The 17,447-nt window shown below is 58.1% G+C and carries 13 protein-coding genes and 1 pseudogene; 9 read left to right on the forward strand and 5 right to left on the reverse strand.

What is annotated here, in order from left to right; translation table 11 throughout:
* Nucleotides 1-22 precede the first annotated feature (22 nt).
* On the forward strand, nt 23-646 hold the full coding sequence (locus ACSION_RS02165; protein ID WP_185894572.1) for a cation transporter: 624 nt from the start codon (nt 23-25) through the stop codon (nt 644-646).
* Nucleotides 647-710: 64 nt separating this feature from the next.
* On the opposite strand, the gene ACSION_RS02170 is transcribed toward ACSION_RS02165, so the two are convergent.
* Both ACSION_RS02170 and ACSION_RS02175 read right to left on the reverse strand, forming a co-directional pair.
* Entirely contained in the window at nt 711-1,712 is a 1,002-nt protein-coding gene (locus ACSION_RS02170) for a hypothetical protein (protein ID WP_435304657.1), read from the reverse strand.
* A complete protein-coding gene (locus ACSION_RS02175) occupies nt 1,712-2,254 on the reverse strand; it encodes an RNA polymerase sigma factor (RefSeq protein ID WP_185894577.1) in 543 nt (180 codons plus the stop codon). The genes ACSION_RS02170 and ACSION_RS02175 overlap by 1 nt, the downstream gene beginning before the upstream one ends.
* Before the next feature lie 126 nt (nt 2,255-2,380).
* Between ACSION_RS02175 and ACSION_RS02180 the strand changes: the two genes are divergently transcribed.
* The 3 genes from ACSION_RS02180 (at nt 2,381) to ACSION_RS02190 (ending at nt 4,419) form a co-directional block, all read left to right on the forward strand.
* Nucleotides 2,381-3,046, forward strand: a complete 666-nt coding sequence (locus ACSION_RS02180; RefSeq protein WP_185894576.1) for a hypothetical protein — start codon at nt 2,381-2,383, stop codon at nt 3,044-3,046.
* Nucleotides 3,043-3,603 carry a cytochrome b gene (locus ACSION_RS02185; protein WP_260618848.1) on the forward strand — a complete coding sequence of 187 codons (561 nt, stop codon included), beginning with the start codon at nt 3,043-3,045 and terminating at the stop codon, nt 3,601-3,603. The genes ACSION_RS02180 and ACSION_RS02185 overlap by 4 nt, the downstream gene beginning before the upstream one ends.
* Nucleotides 3,604-3,789: 186 nt before the next feature.
* The gene (locus ACSION_RS02190; RefSeq protein WP_435304658.1) at nt 3,790-4,419 is read left to right on the forward strand and encodes an alpha/beta hydrolase; all 630 of its coding nucleotides are present in this window, start codon (nt 3,790-3,792) and stop codon (nt 4,417-4,419) included.
* Between the two features lie 177 nt (nt 4,420-4,596).
* Here the strand turns inward: ACSION_RS02190 and ACSION_RS02195 are convergent, their stop codons facing one another.
* The gene (locus ACSION_RS02195; protein WP_435304659.1) at nt 4,597-4,995 is read right to left on the reverse strand and encodes a hypothetical protein; all 399 of its coding nucleotides are present in this window, start codon (nt 4,993-4,995) and stop codon (nt 4,597-4,599) included.
* An 880-nt stretch (nt 4,996-5,875) separates the two neighbouring features.
* Here ACSION_RS02195 and ACSION_RS02200 point away from each other — a divergent pair.
* The 4 genes from ACSION_RS02200 to ACSION_RS02215 all read left to right on the forward strand — a co-directional run bounded on the left by ACSION_RS02200 (nt 5,876) and on the right by ACSION_RS02215 (nt 15,018).
* The gene (locus tag ACSION_RS02200; protein ID WP_435304660.1) at nt 5,876-10,504 is read left to right on the forward strand and encodes a hypothetical protein; all 4,629 of its coding nucleotides are present in this window, start codon (nt 5,876-5,878) and stop codon (nt 10,502-10,504) included.
* A gap of 6 nt (nt 10,505-10,510) precedes the next feature.
* On the forward strand, nt 10,511-12,073 hold the full coding sequence (locus tag ACSION_RS02205; RefSeq protein WP_185894586.1) for a MotA/TolQ/ExbB proton channel family protein: 1,563 nt from the start codon (nt 10,511-10,513) through the stop codon (nt 12,071-12,073).
* A 1,376-nt stretch (nt 12,074-13,449) separates the two neighbouring features.
* Nucleotides 13,450-13,989, forward strand: a complete 540-nt coding sequence (locus tag ACSION_RS02210; RefSeq protein WP_185894585.1) for a hypothetical protein — start codon at nt 13,450-13,452, stop codon at nt 13,987-13,989.
* A gap of 300 nt (nt 13,990-14,289) precedes the next feature.
* Entirely contained in the window at nt 14,290-15,018 is a 729-nt protein-coding gene (locus ACSION_RS02215; RefSeq protein WP_435304661.1) for a hypothetical protein, read from the forward strand.
* On the opposite strand, the pseudogene ACSION_RS02220 reads toward ACSION_RS02215, so the two are convergent.
* Nucleotides 14,939-15,597, reverse strand: a pseudogene (locus ACSION_RS02220) (IS30 family transposase); the annotation flags it as partial. The gene ACSION_RS02215 and the pseudogene ACSION_RS02220 sit on opposite strands and share 80 nt — an antisense overlap.
* Nucleotides 15,598-15,684: 87 nt before the next feature.
* On the opposite strand from ACSION_RS02220, the gene ACSION_RS02225 reads away from it, so the two are divergent.
* A protein-coding gene (locus tag ACSION_RS02225) for an IS3 family transposase (protein ID WP_435304662.1) occupies nt 15,685-16,799 on the forward strand; the annotation gives its coding sequence in 2 pieces (ribosomal slippage) (nt 15,685-15,937 and nt 15,937-16,799; 1,116 coding nt in all).
* Nucleotides 16,800-16,828: 29 nt separating this feature from the next.
* Here ACSION_RS02225 and ACSION_RS02230 read toward each other — a convergent pair.
* On the reverse strand, nt 16,829-17,416 hold the full coding sequence (locus tag ACSION_RS02230) for a hypothetical protein (protein ID WP_435304663.1): 588 nt from the start codon (nt 17,414-17,416) through the stop codon (nt 16,829-16,831).
* Between the last annotated feature and the right edge of the window lie 31 nt (nt 17,417-17,447).

A 17,447-nucleotide genomic window follows, 5' to 3' on the forward strand; every position in this document is an offset into this window, starting at 1 on the left:
GGCGGGTCCGGCGAGGGGTCTCATGGATCATTGCTGCAACAACAAGCGCCAGGAACTCGAAACATTGGCGCGCTATCGCGCACAGCGGCGGGTCCTGGTCATCGTCATGGTCATCAACCTGGCGATGTTCGTGGTCGAGTTCGGTGCTGGAGTGATCGCCCGATCCAGCGCTTTGCAGGCAGACGCCGTGGACATGCTGGGTGATGGAGTGGTCTACGCGCTGAGTCTCTGGGCCATCGGACGAGGGTCGCGCTGGGACGCAGGGGCGGCGTTGGCCAAGGGCGTGCTGATCCTGGCGTTTTTCCTCTTCATTGTCTGGAGCATCGTAGACAAGCTCGTCCATGGCGTTGCGCCAGCGAGTGGCCTCATGTTGATCTTCGGTGCCATCGCATTGCTGGCCAATCTGACATGCCTGGCACTGCTATGGCGCTTTCGCGCGCTCAACCTCAACATGAAAAGCACTTTCGAGTGCTCCAGAAACGATGTGGCTGCAAACGCAGGTGTTCTGATTGCCGGCGCTGCCGTTGGGCTGACGGGTTACGGCTGGCCTGATGTCTTGATCGCGTCGATCATCGCTCTCGTCTTCCTGCGTTCGGCGCTTGGCGTCACCCGGGAAGCTTGGCCTGCGTGGCGAAAGGCGAGCTGACAGAGGGCATGTCCGCTTCTGGCCGGAAGCGGACATTTTTAGGGGTTCAGCCCAAGGCGACTTGTCAGCCCAAGGCGTCTTGCCAGTTGAGCCACCAGGCCTTCGGGGGACGAGGCATCCGCTCCCACCAGGAGTTCATGGCGTGCACGCTCCCGCGCGACCAGGCTTCGCGATGACTGACTTCGATAGGTTCTCCGAGAAGCTCCGCCAGTTTCGGATAGATCGGCCCCGAAGCGAGTGCTGGATAGCGGGTCAGGAGGCTGAGCAGCGCGAATCGGTCTGAAGATGTCGCCTGATCCGCAACTTCTTGCTCAAAGTCAGGCGGGCGCATGCCTTGGGTCATCGCACTGTCGAGTTGTTCGACAGCTTTGCGGAAGCCGATCGATGCGGTAGTCGTGATTGGGATCCCCCCGCGCTCAGCGTTGAACGCTAGGCTCGATCCGGCAGGTACCAGCGTTTCCTGACCTTTCACCCGGTGCATGATCCAGCCACTGGTGACATGGATCGCGCCGTTGCCGTGCAGGTCGCGGTCCATCTCGAATTCACATCCCAGGTCGATGGTTTCGCTGGTACCGGCTGCAATGGCGAAGTATCCAGGGGGTGCCCAGATGCGGGCACGCACACGTCCGCTCACCAGTTCCAGACGATGATGGCCGGCGCGGGTATCGAGCAGTTTTACCCGCGTGCCTGGCGTCAGCTCCATGCGACCGATGCGAGCCACCTTCACCATCGCCGCCTGGCCGGCATCGGTGGTCAGCGTGTCACCAACATCCAGAGCCGCTGGCAGAGATGCGACTTTGGTGTCTATGACCCATTGCCGACCGTCCTGCCACTGCAGACGCCAAGGCATCCAGACTGCAAGACCTGCCACGCAGGCTGCCAGCGCCGCGGCGCCTGCGAGCATGATTCGACGCCTGCGTTCGCGGGGAATACGTGCCGGCCGTATCGACCACGCATGGTCGGAGGGGGGCGCGTAACGGTAAGCGCCAAGCAGCGACGTCAGGCGCTGAAGCGCTTCGTCACCCGGCAGAGCGGGGTCCCACAGCGGATCCGGTGTTTCGGACATCATCCTTCTCCTTGCTCCGCAGCGATTCCCAGTACCTGACGCAACTGGGTCATGCCACGATGCAGATTCACCCGAACCGACGACGGCGTCAGTCCCGTGAGGTTGGCGATCTCGGGGCCACTCAAGCCTTCAACCAAGCGCAGGATCAGGGTTTCTCGGTAGGCCTCGGGAAGCTGCCGGATCGCACGCAGTGCTTCATCGGCCTGCGCCACCGATTCGGGACCCGTGCCGGTCCAGACGGGCTCGTCTACTTCTGCCAGATCCCGTTCGTCCACATCCCCATGCGGTCGATTCCGGCGGGCGATCATGGCGATCCATGGGCCAAAGCTCGCCGCGTCGCGCAACTGATCCAGCCTGCCGAAGGCGATGACGAACGTTTCCTGGGTCAGCTCCTCCGCCCGCGCACGTGAGGTCATGCCCAGATGGATGGCGTATACGAGCGGCGCGAATGTGCGATGGAGCCAGGCAAAGGCGGTCTGCGACCCCCGTCGGGCATCCTGCACGTAGCCGGCGATGTCAGTGGGATCGAGAACGGCCTTCATGGCCTCGTTGTCTGGACGGTCGTGAGAGTTAGAGGGCTGTAGAAAGCGGAGTGTTAACAGGCGAGGCCTCGTTAACGAAGTGGTCGGAAGCGTGCTCTTCCCGAACACATCCCGCCAGAGATTCCCATGCCACGTCTTGCGTACCCGTCCTTCCTCCCCGCCTTCCGCTTCAATCGGGCAGTGGCATTGTGGCTGTTCCTTGGCAGCGCGCCAGCGGTTGCGGCCACGCCCATCGTCGGTCTGCCTTGCGAGGATTGCGAGGTGCCGCTCATTGGGTTGCCGGCCCATCCACCGGCCACGGCTCAGCTGGCGCCGGAAGGGGAGCCCGGCCAGGCTCTGCGCTTGACTGGACGAGTCCTCGATGCCGCCGGACATCCCCGCGGCGGTGTGATCGTTTATGCGCACCAGACGGACCAGGGCGGAATCTACCCGGGCGAGCGCTCGAACCGCGACCCTGGCATCCGGCGACACGGGCGCCTGCGCGCCTGGGCCACAAGTGATGCGGAGGGCCGGTACACGTTCCTGACCGTGCGCCCCGGCAGCTATCCGGGCACCACCATGCCGCAGCACATCCATCTGTACGTCATCGAGCCAGGCTGCGCGCTCTACTACATCGACGACGTCCTGTTCCGCGACGACCCGCACCTGACGCCCGCCGCTGCGCGGAGGGCCGACCAAGGGCGAGGCGGCAGCGGGATCGTCACGCCACGGCACATCGGAAGCGGCTGGGTGGCGCAGCGCGACATCATGCTGGGTCGGAAGATTCCCGGATATCCATCGTGCAGGCCATGAGCAGGAGCCCTCCGACACGATATCCACTCCCTCTGCGCGTGCTTCACTGGGGACTGGCTTTCCTACTGGTGGTGCAGCTCGTGCTCGGGTTCGCAGCAGAGCACTGGACGACACGAACGATCTCCGAAGCCTTGCTGGCGGTCCATTTCCGTCTGGGCGTCCTAATTTTGGGGTTGATGCTGGTCCGTCTAGCCCTGCGGCTCGTGCTGCCTGTACCGAAAGAGCACATGTCGCGCTGGCGAAGGAACGCCAAAGGCTCGGTGCATGGCCTTCTCTATTTGCTGGTCCTCACATTACCCATAAGTGGGCACGTCATCTGGGTCTGGATGGGAGCTGACCGGACGCTGGTTGCAGGGATCCAAGTGCCAGCGTTGTTTGTTCCGCCTGACGACGAGACGGGGCGTGCGGTTGCCTGGTACGTTCATGTCTACGGCGCATGGACGCTTTTGGGGGTGGTGTGTCTTCATGCTGCCGCCGCGGGGCTGCGATCAATGCGGGAACCGGCGTTCATCGCTCGACGAATCGGGTTTGGGAGAGCGAGACCAAAACCAGATTGAAACCATGGAGCCCCACGAGTCGGTGGCAGCTTCCGACCCGAAGCGGACATCCTCCATGTCAGCTTTGGGTCCGGTTACTGGCCTTGTTAGCCTGGCCCAAGACTCCCAAGATCGAGACATAGCAACGGACGACGTACCGGCTAGCGTACTGTGGGTAGGTTCTGTTGCCTTTGACGGGGCGCAATCATGATGAAGCTGCTGCTAGTGGGTACCCTGCTAGTCGTCCTAGTCCTCATGGTCGTCAACTTCGTTACGTCCTGGCCGAGCGTTCTTGTCATTCGCTATGAATTCGACAAGGGTGCGGAGAATGCATCAGCGGCGCTTGCGCCGAAAGTACCGACGAGCATCAAGGCGCAGTCGGGGTCGTCTTACGATCCCATGGAACCGGATGCCGTACTCGACATCTACCGCGGCACCGGCGATGCAGCGGACGGCCCCACCATCGTATGGTTCCACGGTGGAGGATTCGTGTCCGGCAGCAGGCAGGACGTCGCCAACTACCCCAAGATCCTCGCCGGCGAAGAGTTTACGGTCGTCAATGTGGACTACACCATCGCTCCGGAAGCGACATATCCAACACCGATACGGCAGGCCAACAAAGCGCTGGCCTATGTCGCCGCCAATTGCAGTTCACTGGGGCTTAATGCCAATAAGCTCGTGCCCGCTGGCGATAGCGCCGGCGAGCAGATCGCCGCGCAGACCGCAGCAATGATCTCCAACGCGGACCATGCCTGCGCACTGGGTATTGCCTCCGCCCGGGCGTGCATGGGGATCGGCTCGCGGGTGCCTTGTTGTACTGCGGCGTCTATGACGTGACCCAGATTGGTAACGGTGGTGGCGTACTTAGCTGGTTCGTGAAGTCGACGACATGGGCCTACAGCGGTGAGCGCGATTGGCGAAACGCTAACGGGTTTGAATCAATGACGATTCTACCGCATCTAACTTCAATGAGCGCTCCAACAGTGGGTACTCCCGGTCTGACTAATGTCTTGACTACTCCAGCCGCCAGGTCATGTAAGCCCCATTTTCCCACGATTTGAACTGGATATCCTCGGAGGATATCCAACTAAGCTGACCGGTGTACTGTCCTGGCTCGTCGGGGACATCTTCGGAGCAAGTGTTTCGCCACTTGTCTTTTATCTTGACGCCACTGTTAAGCACGAGGTAACGCCGCGAGCTGGTAGGCGGACCGTCAACGCCCATTAGGGTAACGAAGTGGCCCTCTGGATAGTGATCGTTCCTGACCCGAGTAACTGAGACCAGCAGTACATCCTTGACGGCTGCGCCCAGCAGGAACTCCGCGGGTACCTGACTAGCGCTCTGTACCCCTGTTTGCTCAATAATCGCCGCTCCCATCTGGACAATGTCCCGATGCGTGCGCTTCTTCAACACGTACCGATTCTGAGCATAGGAATCAAATCCGGCGACAATGTGTGCGTGCGAAACATCGCTAGACCCTGCCTTCTCTTCGATGCTCTTACGGAGCGCAAGCTCCTCCTGACGAAGCTCGCGCGAAGTGTTCACAGAGAGACGGGGGTCTCTCTTGAAAGCGAGCGCGGCTACCAGAGCATACGACTGGCAGCTAACTCCATTCGCTTGCCCTGCAGGAGATTGTAGAAACTTGGGCGTCTGGGCCCAAATGGCAGCCGGAAACAAAGCTAGACAAAATAAGATTGAACGGCCATTACGCATATTCAACTCCGCTGGTTGGAATGTTACGTGTGCTCAAACGCTCGTAACGTGCTGCCCAGGCCAGAACATGAGTACGATCGCGGCCCGCGAAACATTGGTTACGTCATTGGGTCGCCCAATGGAACTACCTGGGTATCGCGTTATCGCTACGTGTACCACGTGAAAGAAACCCATAGTGCTTTGCCGCCGACGAACGGTGTCCGATCTCACGGACATCAGTCGTAGCTCCAGTTCAGGACTCGCGCAACCGGTTAGTAGTTCACGGGTCGTAATTCGTCCGTGGTGGTTGGGGGAGCGCCCGCTGGCCTCATAAAGGGGAGAAATGGGTCTGGACATCTCTGTGGATGGACGACAGCTAAAACCTGCCTTGATTAGAGCACTTCTCCTGCTTGCAGGTTTGGCTTTGGCACCGATTACTATCAGGGCTGGGTCGCCAGATTCTGGCTCGAGTTGCAATCTTGGAGACCCAGGTCTGCGCGTTCTATGTCAGGTTACGAATGCCGAAGCATCAAATCTTGACGTTTCGGGATATCTACCCGCATCAGAAGTGTTGGATCCGATAATCCGTGCATATCTTGAAGTGAATGCCGCCAACGTCGGCAACCTCACGGTCAAGATGGAAGATGTGCGCGCCAAACTAGTTGCCGGCAACCTCGATCTTCAGGAACACGCCGACTCCGTACTGACCCTAGTGCCAAATCTGGGAGAAGAGCGAAAAGAGGTAAGACTTGAGATAGTTCAGACTCTGCTGTGCCCGTACTTGGCAGACGAGAGGGCTAAGTCGATTAAGTATCCCTGCGGCAAAGAGGGGCCCGCTTGGGATTCACTTCGCCACAGAAAAAAAATCGTACAAGCATTCAATCAGCGCTACAAAGAGCGTCACGGGAAGTTGTGCCCCTTGGCAGTTTGCATGGAGGCTGACCTCGGACCCGTGGACATGGTCAATGCGCTATCCGAGTGGATGTCGCCCTTACGTGCTGAGGTCTCAAGAGCGTGCGCTGAAAAGTCGGTGGAGCATTGTCAGGCAACTGTCGCAGCCGCTGCATTACGAACTGCATCGGCGCTAGTCGTAGATGAGCACGTGGCAGACGCGCTTGCGAACTTTAAGCCAAGCGGAACCTCTCTACCTCAGGGCCAGAACGTGGTCGCATCATGCCTCGGCTCGATAGCCAAAGATGTGACTTCCTTCGCAGAGGCCCGCGATTTCGAGAATGCCGCATCCGGGACACCTCCGCTTGCCTCGAAGGAGCTGTTTCAGAACGTCGCGCGTTTGTGGGCAGCAACAGACCAACGGCCACGCCAGCGCCTAGAGCGCCGCCTAGATGCCTGGCGGGAGCAGGCAAGACGGCTGCGCGATGGCGAGCTGCAGTTGGATGCGCGCTGTCTCAAGCCATCTTTAGATCCAATTCTTGCCCGAGCTACCAACCGCCTGAGCGCTCCGCGACTTACTGCAGAAGTCATAGCGCTGGATACCCAAGGGAATCTCCCGGCGCTGCGCCTTTCTCGAAGAGCAAACTACTACGACTTCGTCACGCGTGGCCGTGGTCCTCTGGCGGCAGTTCGCCTCCGGTACTCGGTTGCCGATGACATGCCCACATGTCGCAATTCGCGTGTAACCGGTGAGCTCTCGCTGATACTGCGTTATCAGGACAGCGACGGTGACTGGAAAGCCCGCGAGCTAGCCACAGGCATTGACGATCTAAGCATGTCGGGAATCTGCGAGTCGGCTCCGACATTAGCCTATGATCGAGCTACGCTATCCGATATGCAGCTGAGAGGAGCGCTTCAACAACTACTCCCCGCGTTCGTACAGATTCGCGATTCAGTTGGTGAGCTGCGCTACATGCCGGAGAAGGGTGGGCCCGGAAGACTGGCACTAGTGATCTCTGCCAGAATTGGCGTCGCAGGCGGAGACAAAGTACTGCCGGTCGCTTGGGATCTGACACAGGGTTCGATCAGCTTTGATCGAGCCGAGCTGTTCAACTCGATTCGACCTCTTCTTAAAGAGCACTTGTCGACACTGTTGGATGCCACAACCCTATCATTTTCCCCGCCGACCGAGTGTCCGCAGAGGCCGTCAGCGGATAGTCGTGCAGGGGGCTTTGTGATGTACGCATGCCCACGCTTGCCTGCGATGACAGAGCCAGTGCTCGTTCAACTTGAAATGGACCCAGTCGGCCGACTGAAGGTGGACCTTCCGCCAGATTCAATTCGGGCGGTGCAGTTGGGTCTAGTCAGTTGGCTTGAGCGGCAGCGACTTTCAAATGGAATGCGGTTAGACGTGCCGCGCGAAGAGTTTGATGTTCGGGTCGATGAGCTGTCAGATGGCATCCGAATCAAGTTTTCTTCCAGCCTCACTCTCGGTGGGAGCGCTGTTCCTTGGCCTGTCTCCTTAGACCTAAAATTTCGAGGCGGGATCGCGCTGGATGATCAGCTGTCGCAGCAGTTGCGGGGGCTTGGAGATTGGGCGAAAGCCCAAGCAGAGGCCAATTTTCTTCGAGAACTGGACGAAGCGCTGCACAACTTGGCCCTGCCAGGAATTCGAATCGTAGAGCGCAACATCAAGGAGCGCACAGTCACCCTAGAGCTATCAACGCCGATTCAGAAGCTGGAAAAGCTAGTAGTGAAGCTGCAGCTGAACGGGGATGGCGAACAGATGCGTCTCGCGATGAAGGCTGCCCTCCAGCGGAAAATCAACGATGAGCTGAGTGGCGAGACAATCCAGCTCCCAGGTGTGACACTCGACAGCCTGTCGGTACAGGGGCAGGCCTGGGTGCTCAATGCCCAGGCAGTGTTCCAAGACAGCCCTCGTGTCGCTGTGCCAGTTACGCTACCTCTATACGGAAACTTTCGCCCAAGCATGGGTCCGGACGCCGCAAAGCAGGCATTGTCTGGATTGCTCTTCAGTCGAATCAAGGAGCTGGGCGGGGTCGCAGGTCAAGCATTCACCGTCGCGCCTGAGTGGGTTGACGGTGCGCTCTCGCTTCGAATCCACGCGAAAGTCAGCCTAAGCCTCTTTGGCGACCAAGGATTTGTAGGCGAGTTGGATGCGCATGTTGCTCAGGGCAGAGGCTTGGTGCTGGATCGAATAAAGGCCACCTGTCAGGTTGCGACGTGCTGGGTTCCCGCCGGCCCATTCCAGGTGGGTGGTTTCTCATTGGCCTTCGACCCAGAGAAGATGAGGGATCTCGCGTTCGGTGCGACAGTAGCTATTACGCCAGCGATGAGTACTCGGCAGATGCTGCGGCTAGACGCCCAGCTAACCATCGGAACACCTATCGTACTCTCGGGTCAGCTGATTCTGCTTGACTCGCTTCATATAGGGCGATTTAGCGGCACTCTCAACGCCCCCGAGGGAACTATGCGGATGGAGGGAAGCTTCGAGATTCCCTATCTAGGCATTCCCATAAGTAGATCTCTACTGGAGCTTGACGGAAAGCGCTGTGTCCTCGTGAGCCAGTGGAATGACAAGCTTCTTGGAGTGGCCGTCGACATTCAAACTGGGCTCGTGTTTGCTAGATGTAAGCGTGATATGGCTAGCGCCAGCACAGCCATCGCGCAGATCTACGAGCTCTGCCAGTCGGCCGGCCCGGCTGACGTCGCAATCTGTGGTCGCGGTGAGGGAGAGGTGCTTAAGCAGCGCGTTAGCGTTACCGCAACGCAGGCACTGATGCCGATGGGCCTCCCTTCCTTGTCAGCGACCGTCGAAGTACTCGGCATCAATCTTTCTACAGAAATTCGTCGCAGCAGAGTTGTCATGCGAGGCAGAGCCGGTGGTCTTGCAAGTGTGACATTGATTCTTCCGCCGGCTGGCCAATTCGACAGGAGACAGGTAGAACAACTGCTGCGAAAGCTCCTGGAACCAAAGCTTAGTTGGGACGCCATTAGAGAGCGTGAGATAACTTTGTCGCTCCTCCCAGAAGGCACTTCAAGTAAAGAAGCTGATTCCGCTTATAGGGTCAATAACGAAGAGACAAAGCAAGATGAAACCAAAGGAACGAAGCCTACACGTCAAGTTCAAGGCCTTCCTTGTGGTCAAGACGGACGGGTGTGTACAACATTCTCAAATGGCAGCGCGATTTGGATCGACGACGCGCCATGCCGCATTGTAGTCGGCGAAGAGGGTGGCAATACACGTTCATGGAACTTATCTCAAGAAGTCTGCACGGGTGGCCTAAAAAATGGGCTTCTCCTCAACGCAAGAAGCGATCTACTTGATGAGTATCGTGTAGCAATCTTCTGTCCAAAGAGTGGATGTGCCGAGAACACACTTCATGTATCTGATGTAACAGGTCCTAGTACGCCCAATGTGAGCACACTTCGCGCGATCAAGATTCCTGACCGCGTGATCGGGAAGGCACGGCTTGCGTGGACGCCCGCTGCAATCAATAACTCAATTGGGGCGCTGATAAATTTTGTGAACGTAGGAAACAAGCACTCAGACTTTGACTGGGTTTGCATCCTTCCTATTCAGCAGGATCAGTCGTGCATGACATCCCTTGTTGTATATGGAAATCAGCTGTATCAAGCAGCTTGGGCAGCATTTGAGCGTCTCCCTTCTGATAGTCCTTACGCTGTGATCGCTTCACTAGGCGGCGAGGGAATTCGTCTTGCTGGAATTGAAGGCATCGTCAGTGGAGCGACTGGATGGATTCAGGCGGCAGGCCTAGATCAGAATCAAGTCATTGTTGCAACGAATAGAGAATGGTTCACCGTCTACAGGGGCACGGATGGCTCTTTGGCTAAAGGTAATACGCTATCCCTCCGCAGCCGACAGTTCTTCTGGCCACCAGTTGAGGTCATCTCCCAATCCCCTCGACCTGAATATGGCGGGATCCTCGCGTACGTAGCCCGCCACGAGAGTAAGTTTAGAGATTGTCAACTCTTGGCGCAGCGCATGATCTTCTGCGGCGACTTGGACAGTCGGGGAGTGTTAGCAGGGCGACTGTACGGCATCGAATCTCCTGACCGCCAGGCAAGCATAGTGGTTCGAAGTATCGATTGCTTGAGTCAAGGAATGGATCTATGGAAGAACGAAGGTCTGGCAAAGGAGTGGATTGCTTTCGGTGCGGCAGGAGCTACACCCAGCATCGACAAGATGTCGCGCTTCGTCCATGGCTTGAGTCAATGGGCCTCGAACGCGAAGCCTCATTGGTTGCACGCGAACCCTGCTCTCCTTGTCTATCACCCACCTATTGTTTGTGAGTGACAATCTATGGGTATTACTTCATTTGTTATCGCGTGCTTGCTCGGTCCGATTTACTGGGCATGCAAGGTTATCGTCGCCCTGCTTACTGAGCGGAAAGGCAGCTCGCAAGGGTTTGATATCGATTGGAAAACCAGCGCGTCTATACTTTTTGGCGCACTATTCTGGGGAAGTTTGATCTATGCCGGACTAGTCTTTAGCTCCCACAATGAACTGGTGGAGTTCGTGGCCAATGAAGCTGTTCCTCCAGCTTTGGTAGATCCAGTGCCCGATGTGGCACCGTCATCACCTGCTTACGGTCTATGTAGCCCGCGCAATCCGCTGATTACCAGCACAAAGGAGATTGGCGGCGCTCAGCCCAAGGGCTCTGGAGAAGACAATAAAGTAAGCGAGTTTCGCGCGGGTGCGCCAGAAGTCCTTGCTGCATGCGCAATGCTAGGAGAACTTGGCCAAGAAGTTAATGAGCAGTCCGTCGTAGCCGCCGCGTGCTCTCTTTCCTCCGAGACTGAGAGCGACGTGGCCGCTATGACCGGCGTAAAGGCGGCCACGCGCATCGCGATTATGAGCAGAGGAGCAGCTAATGTAGTAGATCCGGTGGCAAGCGAAAGCAGAAGCGCCATGGGCTGCGACAGGAAGCTTCTATGCAGCGATGGTGGAAAATGTGACGAAGACTTGCGAGAGGCCGTAGCCCAAATGCTTGTCGGCAGCTTAGGGTGTGCAAAAGAAAGCGAGGATGCCCTGAGGACATTGACTCTCGACTGCCCACTCGGCCTAACTGCACCGTGGCGACCGAGTGCGCTTGCGGCACCAATCTCTCCTCCAATCATAGCCGCGCGCATGGGCTGCGGCCCAAGTGATTCGCCAGCATGCACCCAGATGTCTTACCTGCTAAAGGGAGCGCTGAGCGATCCCGAGGCTCGCAGGCTCATGGTTTCCTTCGGCATGGTATTCGGCTGGGGTCGTTGGCTGGTTCTCGTTCTCTTCTTCGGAATTCTCGGCGTTCTTTGCTGGAGAGGCATCGCATCAATCGAGATGAGTCGGCAGATTGCAAATCTGAATTCCTCGATGGAAAGCACGGCAAACACAGAGCGAGTTGCTCGGGCCGAAGCCGCCTGGAAATTGGTAGTCACAGAGTACGGCTTCAAGCCTGACGGGCTTCCTCGCAGTCACCCGGTTCTTGCCGCCGTATATCAAGCAACCCAATCCCATCAGCTCCAGGATCCAACAGTCATTAAGGACATTGGGAACCAGGGGAAGGAAGAGGTTTCACGTTGGTGGGAACAGCTAACCACACTGATTACTTTGTTCCCGGTGATTGGGTTGGCCGCTACTTTGAACGGCCTCATCCACGCGTTTGCTCAAGCCGACCAAATCGCCGGGGCGCTTGGTGATGCACGCGCAAGCGCAATTCGCGCGATGGTTGGAGAGCTTAGTGCTAGCTTCTCGACGACCTTTGTAGCGCTACTGGCAATGGGGGTGCTGACGATATTGGCAATTCGCTTACAGCACACAGAGGAGCGCAACCTAGAAGCAGCAGTCGAGAGGATTGACACTCATCTTGGCTGGAAATAGCACAAATGAGTCGGCGCAAGAACGATGCTGGGTTGCTACTCATAGTCTCAGGAATTGACCTACTGCTCGCCGCACTGTGCGCCGCGGTCGGGATCCTCGTACTTCTCATGGGTAGTCGTGCTGATGAATCAAGGGAGGAAAGTCTATCGAGTGCGCATTTTGCGCGCTGGTGGGTACTAGTTATTGAATCCAGAGGTACGGACGCTCCAATTATCCTATGCAACGGGAAGGTGCCAGTGATTGCTGTCTCTGGGGATTACAGGCGAGTGATAGTCACTGGATCAGGTGATGAGGTGGCGAAATGCGAGGTCAATGGAGCCTTGGATAGATCAAAAGGTGAGCATATTGATGCGACGATCTTCCGAAACGACGCCTGCTGGAGATCGGACGGCGCTTCACCGTGTAAGAGCATAGAGAGTTCGGACAATCCGAGTGTCGTCATGAAAATTTCAAGCGTTCCTCCTGCTATGAGAAGTCTTGGGGATGGGCTTCAGCGATGAGCAGGAATTTTGCAGTAGCGATTGGGATCTCGGCTATGGACGGGATCCTTTGCGCTTTTGTGGCGGTTCTAGCGCTCGCGTTCATACTGCAGGCTCCCGACGGTGAGCCACGAAAGGCTGGAGACTCGAAAGTTGGATTGCTTCTCCTTGAGGTGGAAAAGCGTCCGAACGTCCCAATGTCTTCCAGCAACAACACTGCGGTGTCGGCGCGGATTAGAGGTTTGAGAGGAGTCTGCAAGGATGTGATCCTTGCCGATTTCGACAACTCGCGGCCCGCAGGAATAGGGAGCAGTGAGTGCGCGGCAAGTGCGCGATGGATGGACTGCAGAGCAGTGACGGGATCATGCGCCGGGTATCTGCTTTTCAATGGGCTTGTCCCTGATCAGACGTGGAGCGTGCAGTTAATCTCCAGTGACCGTATCGATTCTCTTGAGTTCTTCCCAGACAGAATCGGACTTCTGCCTACTGTGTTTACGGAAAGTGGGTTAAGAGGCGAGCGCGCCGGTGAGAAAATTCTTAGGGCTGGAGCACCAGAGGGTGCAAGTATCGTTGTTGAGGTAACGCAAAGCGGGCGGATAAAGGTGAGATAGAACGCGCATTGTGCAGACGTCGTTGGATGGCAACGTTTCGAATTGGAGCCTGCGACCGGGAGGGCGGTCCTGAATGGCGTTGATCGGGACGTCGGCTTCGAAAGCTGTCAGGTAGTGAGGCATGGGCCTTTAGGCTGAGGGGTTAAGCCACGAAGGCCTGGAAGACCCAAACTACTCTTGTAACCGTCATTACCAGAATCGCGGAAACGCCACTCAGTAAAGACCTAAGCTGGCCGAAACCGCAATTCCATCCCGTTTTCGCCTATATGCCAACTGGTGGTGCGCCATGAAACGCCTTTGTCTCGCCGCGTTCGCTCTCCTGCCGTTGCTTGTGGCCTTCAACGCTTCCGCCGGTTCCCTTATCAAGGGGCGAGACAATCGCGGGGTGCGGCTTGATTACGAAAGCTTGAGCATGGGCGGAAGTGGCGCTGTACGTTTCAGTCTTGAGTGCGTCAAGAACTGGGGCGGTCAGGTCGGCGGTGTTGCAACGGTGGTTGCCTACTACCTGGATGGGGCCGGTGAGATAAGGGAGAAATCTGAGTCAGTTTCATGTCACGTGAAAGGCGGTCTAGATGGGGAGCGCAGAAAGAGACGTGGCGTAGCAAAATCCATCACCATTCCTGTCCCGCTATCTCAGGCCGAAGTCAGGGCGTATGTCGATTACGAAGAGACCAGTAATATCGATGACGCCCTTGAGCACCTCGGAAATGAAGTGAACAAGGGAATCGAACGCGTCACTAGTGGAGAGGTAAGAAAGCCTCTGTCCGTTGGAAAAACACTTGAGCAAGCCGTAGCACCTGCGGGTGGTGACAAGCTAGCGCTCTGAAAAAAGTCCGAGGAGACCTGGCCTCCTTGCTTGGGTTCTGTAGTACTACAAGCCGACACCCCTGATCGAATGCGAGGCTGCAGAGATCAGTCCCTTCTTGTCGAACTCGTCCAAGAATCGCCCGAACTTCTCATCAGGGTCAGCTCCATTACCTCCTTCCGCTTGCCGTACGTGGGCCTGCTGAGCCGGCGGTCGTCGATCCAACTGCGGTTCTGAACCCGGCCTGCCATGGGACTTCGAGATCTTGCTCTAACAGCCCACGGCGGACTGCACGCCAAGCATCAATCCAGGAGGACAACCATGTACTACCGGCACGCTCTGTCGTTCATTGTGATCGTCGGGCTAGGTCTGCCGTCCGCAGCAGGCGCGGAGAAGCTAACTGGTCGCTCCACTCTTTGGACGTACGCGCCCTGCGAGGGGGTGGGACTGCACGGCGCGGCCAGTGCACGCTATGAAGCCGACATCACCCGTGAGAGGGGGAAGATCACCCTCACATCTTTGCAAGTCATCATCGACAGCGCACAATTTGAGCGAGCCGCTGTGACGGTGGCGGCTGGTCTAGAATCCTCCGATTCAGGCAGTAGAACTGCCCTTGTCCGTCCCTGGTTTGACACGATTCGCAAGGCAGCTGACAGGTCGCAAGACTTCTATTTGCCGCCGCGTCCAAGCGGTGGTCTCATGACAGATCAGGCCCCGATCACCCTGACCTTTGGCAAAAACCCGACGGTGACAGTCAGCGCATACTTTCAGGTCGACGGAGGAACATGTGTGATGGGTACGGGAATTCTAACTATAGACGTACCCTGGGCTAATACCTCAGGTGCGAGTGCATTCATTCGTGTGTTTGCTTCTGGGACAGAGACTCTGACATTGGGTTACGAGCGTGCTGCACCTGCTGACGGCAACATGAGCATCACCAACCCGCGAAGGTCCGCTTCTGGCCTTGGATTCAACCGATCGACGCAACAGTTCGTCGATATCGCTCTGCCGGTGTTTCGTAGCCAAGCGTCTTGCGGGGCCGTTTGTTGAGCTGACGCGCGACGGCATCCAGCTTGGCCTGCGTGACATCGGCCAGATTGATCCCCTTGGAAAAGTACTGCCGCAGTAGGCCGTTGGTGTTCTCGTTGGTACCACGTTGCCAAGGATGGTGCGGATCGCAGAAGTAGACCTGGATGTCGGTGGCCAAGGTGAAGCGGCGGCGCGCCGCCATCTCCTTGCCCCGATCCCAGGTCAGCGACCGATACAGCTGCTTCGGCAGACGGCGTGCGTTCTTGATCAGTGCATTGACCACGGTCTCGGTGTCCTTGCCTGCCACCTTCACCAGCATCAGGTAGCGGGTCTGCCGCTCCACCAGCGTAGCTATCTGACTGTTCCGGTCACGAACAGCAGGTCGCCTTCCCAGTGTCCCGGCACGGCCCGATCTTCGGCGCTGGCCGGCCACTCGTTGATTGAGACGGTGTCGGTGATCCGGCCCTGGTTCTCTGTCTTCTGGGTGTGATGTCGTGATCGACGCATCGCCCGCGTGCGCCTCAGGTGCGCGAGCAGCTCCTGTTTCAAGGCTCCGCGCGACTGGATGTAGAGCGTGCGATAGATGGTCTCGTGGGACACCTGACGGCTCGCATCGTAAGCTCCCCGCTTTGACAGACACCCGATAAGTAGAACTTTCTGGCAAGGTTTTCCCCGCCAGGAGGTTCCATGAAGAAGTCCCGTTTCACCGAGGCGCAGATCGTTTCGATCCTCAAGCAGGCCGACGCCGGAGTTCTGGTGAAGGATCTGTGTCGCCAGGCCAGCATCAGCGTGGCCACGTACTACCAGTGGAAGAGCAAGTACGGGGGTCTGGAAGCCTCCGAACTGCGCCGGGTGAAGGACCTGGAAGCGGAGAACGCCAGGCTCAAGCGGATGTATGCCGAGCTGGCGTTGGACAACGCGGCCATGAAGGACCTGATCGCAAAAAAACTGTAGGACCGGCGCAGAAGCGCGAGGCCGTGCGATTCCTGACCGAAGTGCATGCGCGGCCGCTGAGCCGGTCCTGTCGTTGCGTGGGGCTGTCGCGGGCGGCCTGGTATGTGCCGCCGCTGGACTGGACTGTGCGCGATGCAGAGCTGATCGCTGCGTTGGCCGGGCGGGTTGAGGAACATCCCAGCCGCGGCTTCTGGAAGTACTGCGACCAGCTGCGCAAGGCGCGGCCGGACTGGAACCCCAAGCGGATCTATCGGGTGTACAAGGCGATGAAGCTCAACCTGCGACGGGCCGCCAAGCGGCGCCTGCCCAAGCGTGAACGGGTGCCGCTGTACGTACCGCGGTTGCCTGACAGCGTCTGGTCGGTCGACTTCATGAGCGACGCGCTGTCCTGCGGACGGCGGTTCCGCACCTTCAACGTGGTCGACGATTTCAATCGGGAGGTCCTGCACATCGAGATCGACACCTCGATCAATTCCGATCGTCTGGTGCGCGTGTTCGAGCAACTCAAGCGCGACCACGGCTTGCCGCAGGTGGTGCGTACGGATAACGGCCCGGAATTCCTGGGAGAGGCGTTCACTGCCTGGGCCAAAGGCAATGGCGTGGCCATCCAGTACATCCAGCCCGGCAAGCCGAACCAGAATGCCTACATCGAGCGCTTCAACCGTACCTTCCGGGAAGAGGTGCTTGACCGACACCTGTTCGCCCGCCTGGACGACGTCCGCGAGGCGGCGCACTGGTGGATGATGGACTACAACGAAGAACGACCCCACGACTCACTTGGTGGGCTGACGCCCGCCGAGTACCGCATCCGACACGCCGAAAGTTCTACTTTTGAAATGTCTGCTTGACGGGGGAGCTTACGGCTTGACGGGGGAGCTTACGCCAAGAGCACAGCAAATCTGGGAAGGCCCGCCATGGCATCCGGCAGCTTCGCGCGGTCTAACCGGTGCCCGATTTCGTGATCCACAGCCGCCAGGAACGACAGCGCCATGTGGGCGCGTCGGTTCAAGGCAAGGTCTAAGATAGTCCGCTCAGATGCGGACAGAACCAACGTGGGGCCTCGGATAGCCCTCACCGCAAGCGGTGCGCAATAGTCAGGCCCCAACTCGGACTGTAGCCCAATCTCGGCGAGAAGACCGGACACGTCTGTGTCCGGCAACTGGCATAGCCGTTTGTCTGACGCATCGAACATGGCGACCAGTTCTCGGGTTGCCGACGTGCTGTGCTCGTCGAGCAAACCCAGCCCGTAGACCATGAGTGCTGAGTGCCCCTGGGGGATGTTCTCCCTGAACCCTCGGAATTCGGAGTCCGGGACACCGCGTTTCTGGAGCATGCGCAGCAGCAGCGAGTCCGAATGCGCTTCGACTTGCTCCCGCTTGGCCATGAGGGCCGCGTAGCCGCGGCCCCGTCGATAGTTCATGTGGCTGAGCCCTGTCGCGTACTCGAAGAACGCAGCGGGGGCCATGCCCACAAGCCTGTGGGCTACCTCAATGTGG

It is taken from the genome of Pseudoxanthomonas sp. LjRoot125 (assembly GCF_964252705.1).
Classification (GTDB): Bacteria; Pseudomonadota; Gammaproteobacteria; order Xanthomonadales; family Xanthomonadaceae; genus Pseudoxanthomonas_A.

Excerpts from the sequence above, each read along its gene's own strand:
- ACSION_RS02170 (WP_435304657.1), bottom strand. The coding sequence starts at position 1,712 with ATGTCCGAAACACCGGATCCGCTGTGGGACCCCGCTCTGCCGGGTGAC.
- ACSION_RS02180 (WP_185894576.1), top strand. The coding sequence starts at position 2,381 with ATGCCACGTCTTGCGTACCCGTCCTTCCTCCCCGCCTTCCGCTTCAAT.
- ACSION_RS02165 (WP_185894572.1), top strand. The coding sequence starts at position 23 with ATGGATCATTGCTGCAACAACAAGCGCCAGGAACTCGAAACATTGGCG.
- ACSION_RS02215 (WP_435304661.1), top strand. The coding sequence starts at position 14,290 with ATGTACTACCGGCACGCTCTGTCGTTCATTGTGATCGTCGGGCTAGGT.
- ACSION_RS02190 (WP_435304658.1), top strand. The coding sequence starts at position 3,790 with ATGATGAAGCTGCTGCTAGTGGGTACCCTGCTAGTCGTCCTAGTCCTC.
- ACSION_RS02175 (WP_185894577.1), bottom strand. The coding sequence starts at position 2,254 with ATGAAGGCCGTTCTCGATCCCACTGACATCGCCGGCTACGTGCAGGAT.
- ACSION_RS02205 (WP_185894586.1), top strand. The coding sequence starts at position 10,511 with ATGGGTATTACTTCATTTGTTATCGCGTGCTTGCTCGGTCCGATTTAC.
- ACSION_RS02185 (WP_260618848.1), top strand. The coding sequence starts at position 3,043 with ATGAGCAGGAGCCCTCCGACACGATATCCACTCCCTCTGCGCGTGCTT.
- ACSION_RS02210 (WP_185894585.1), top strand. The coding sequence starts at position 13,450 with ATGAAACGCCTTTGTCTCGCCGCGTTCGCTCTCCTGCCGTTGCTTGTG.
- ACSION_RS02230 (WP_435304663.1), bottom strand. The coding sequence starts at position 17,416 with ATGGCCCCCGCTGCGTTCTTCGAGTACGCGACAGGGCTCAGCCACATG.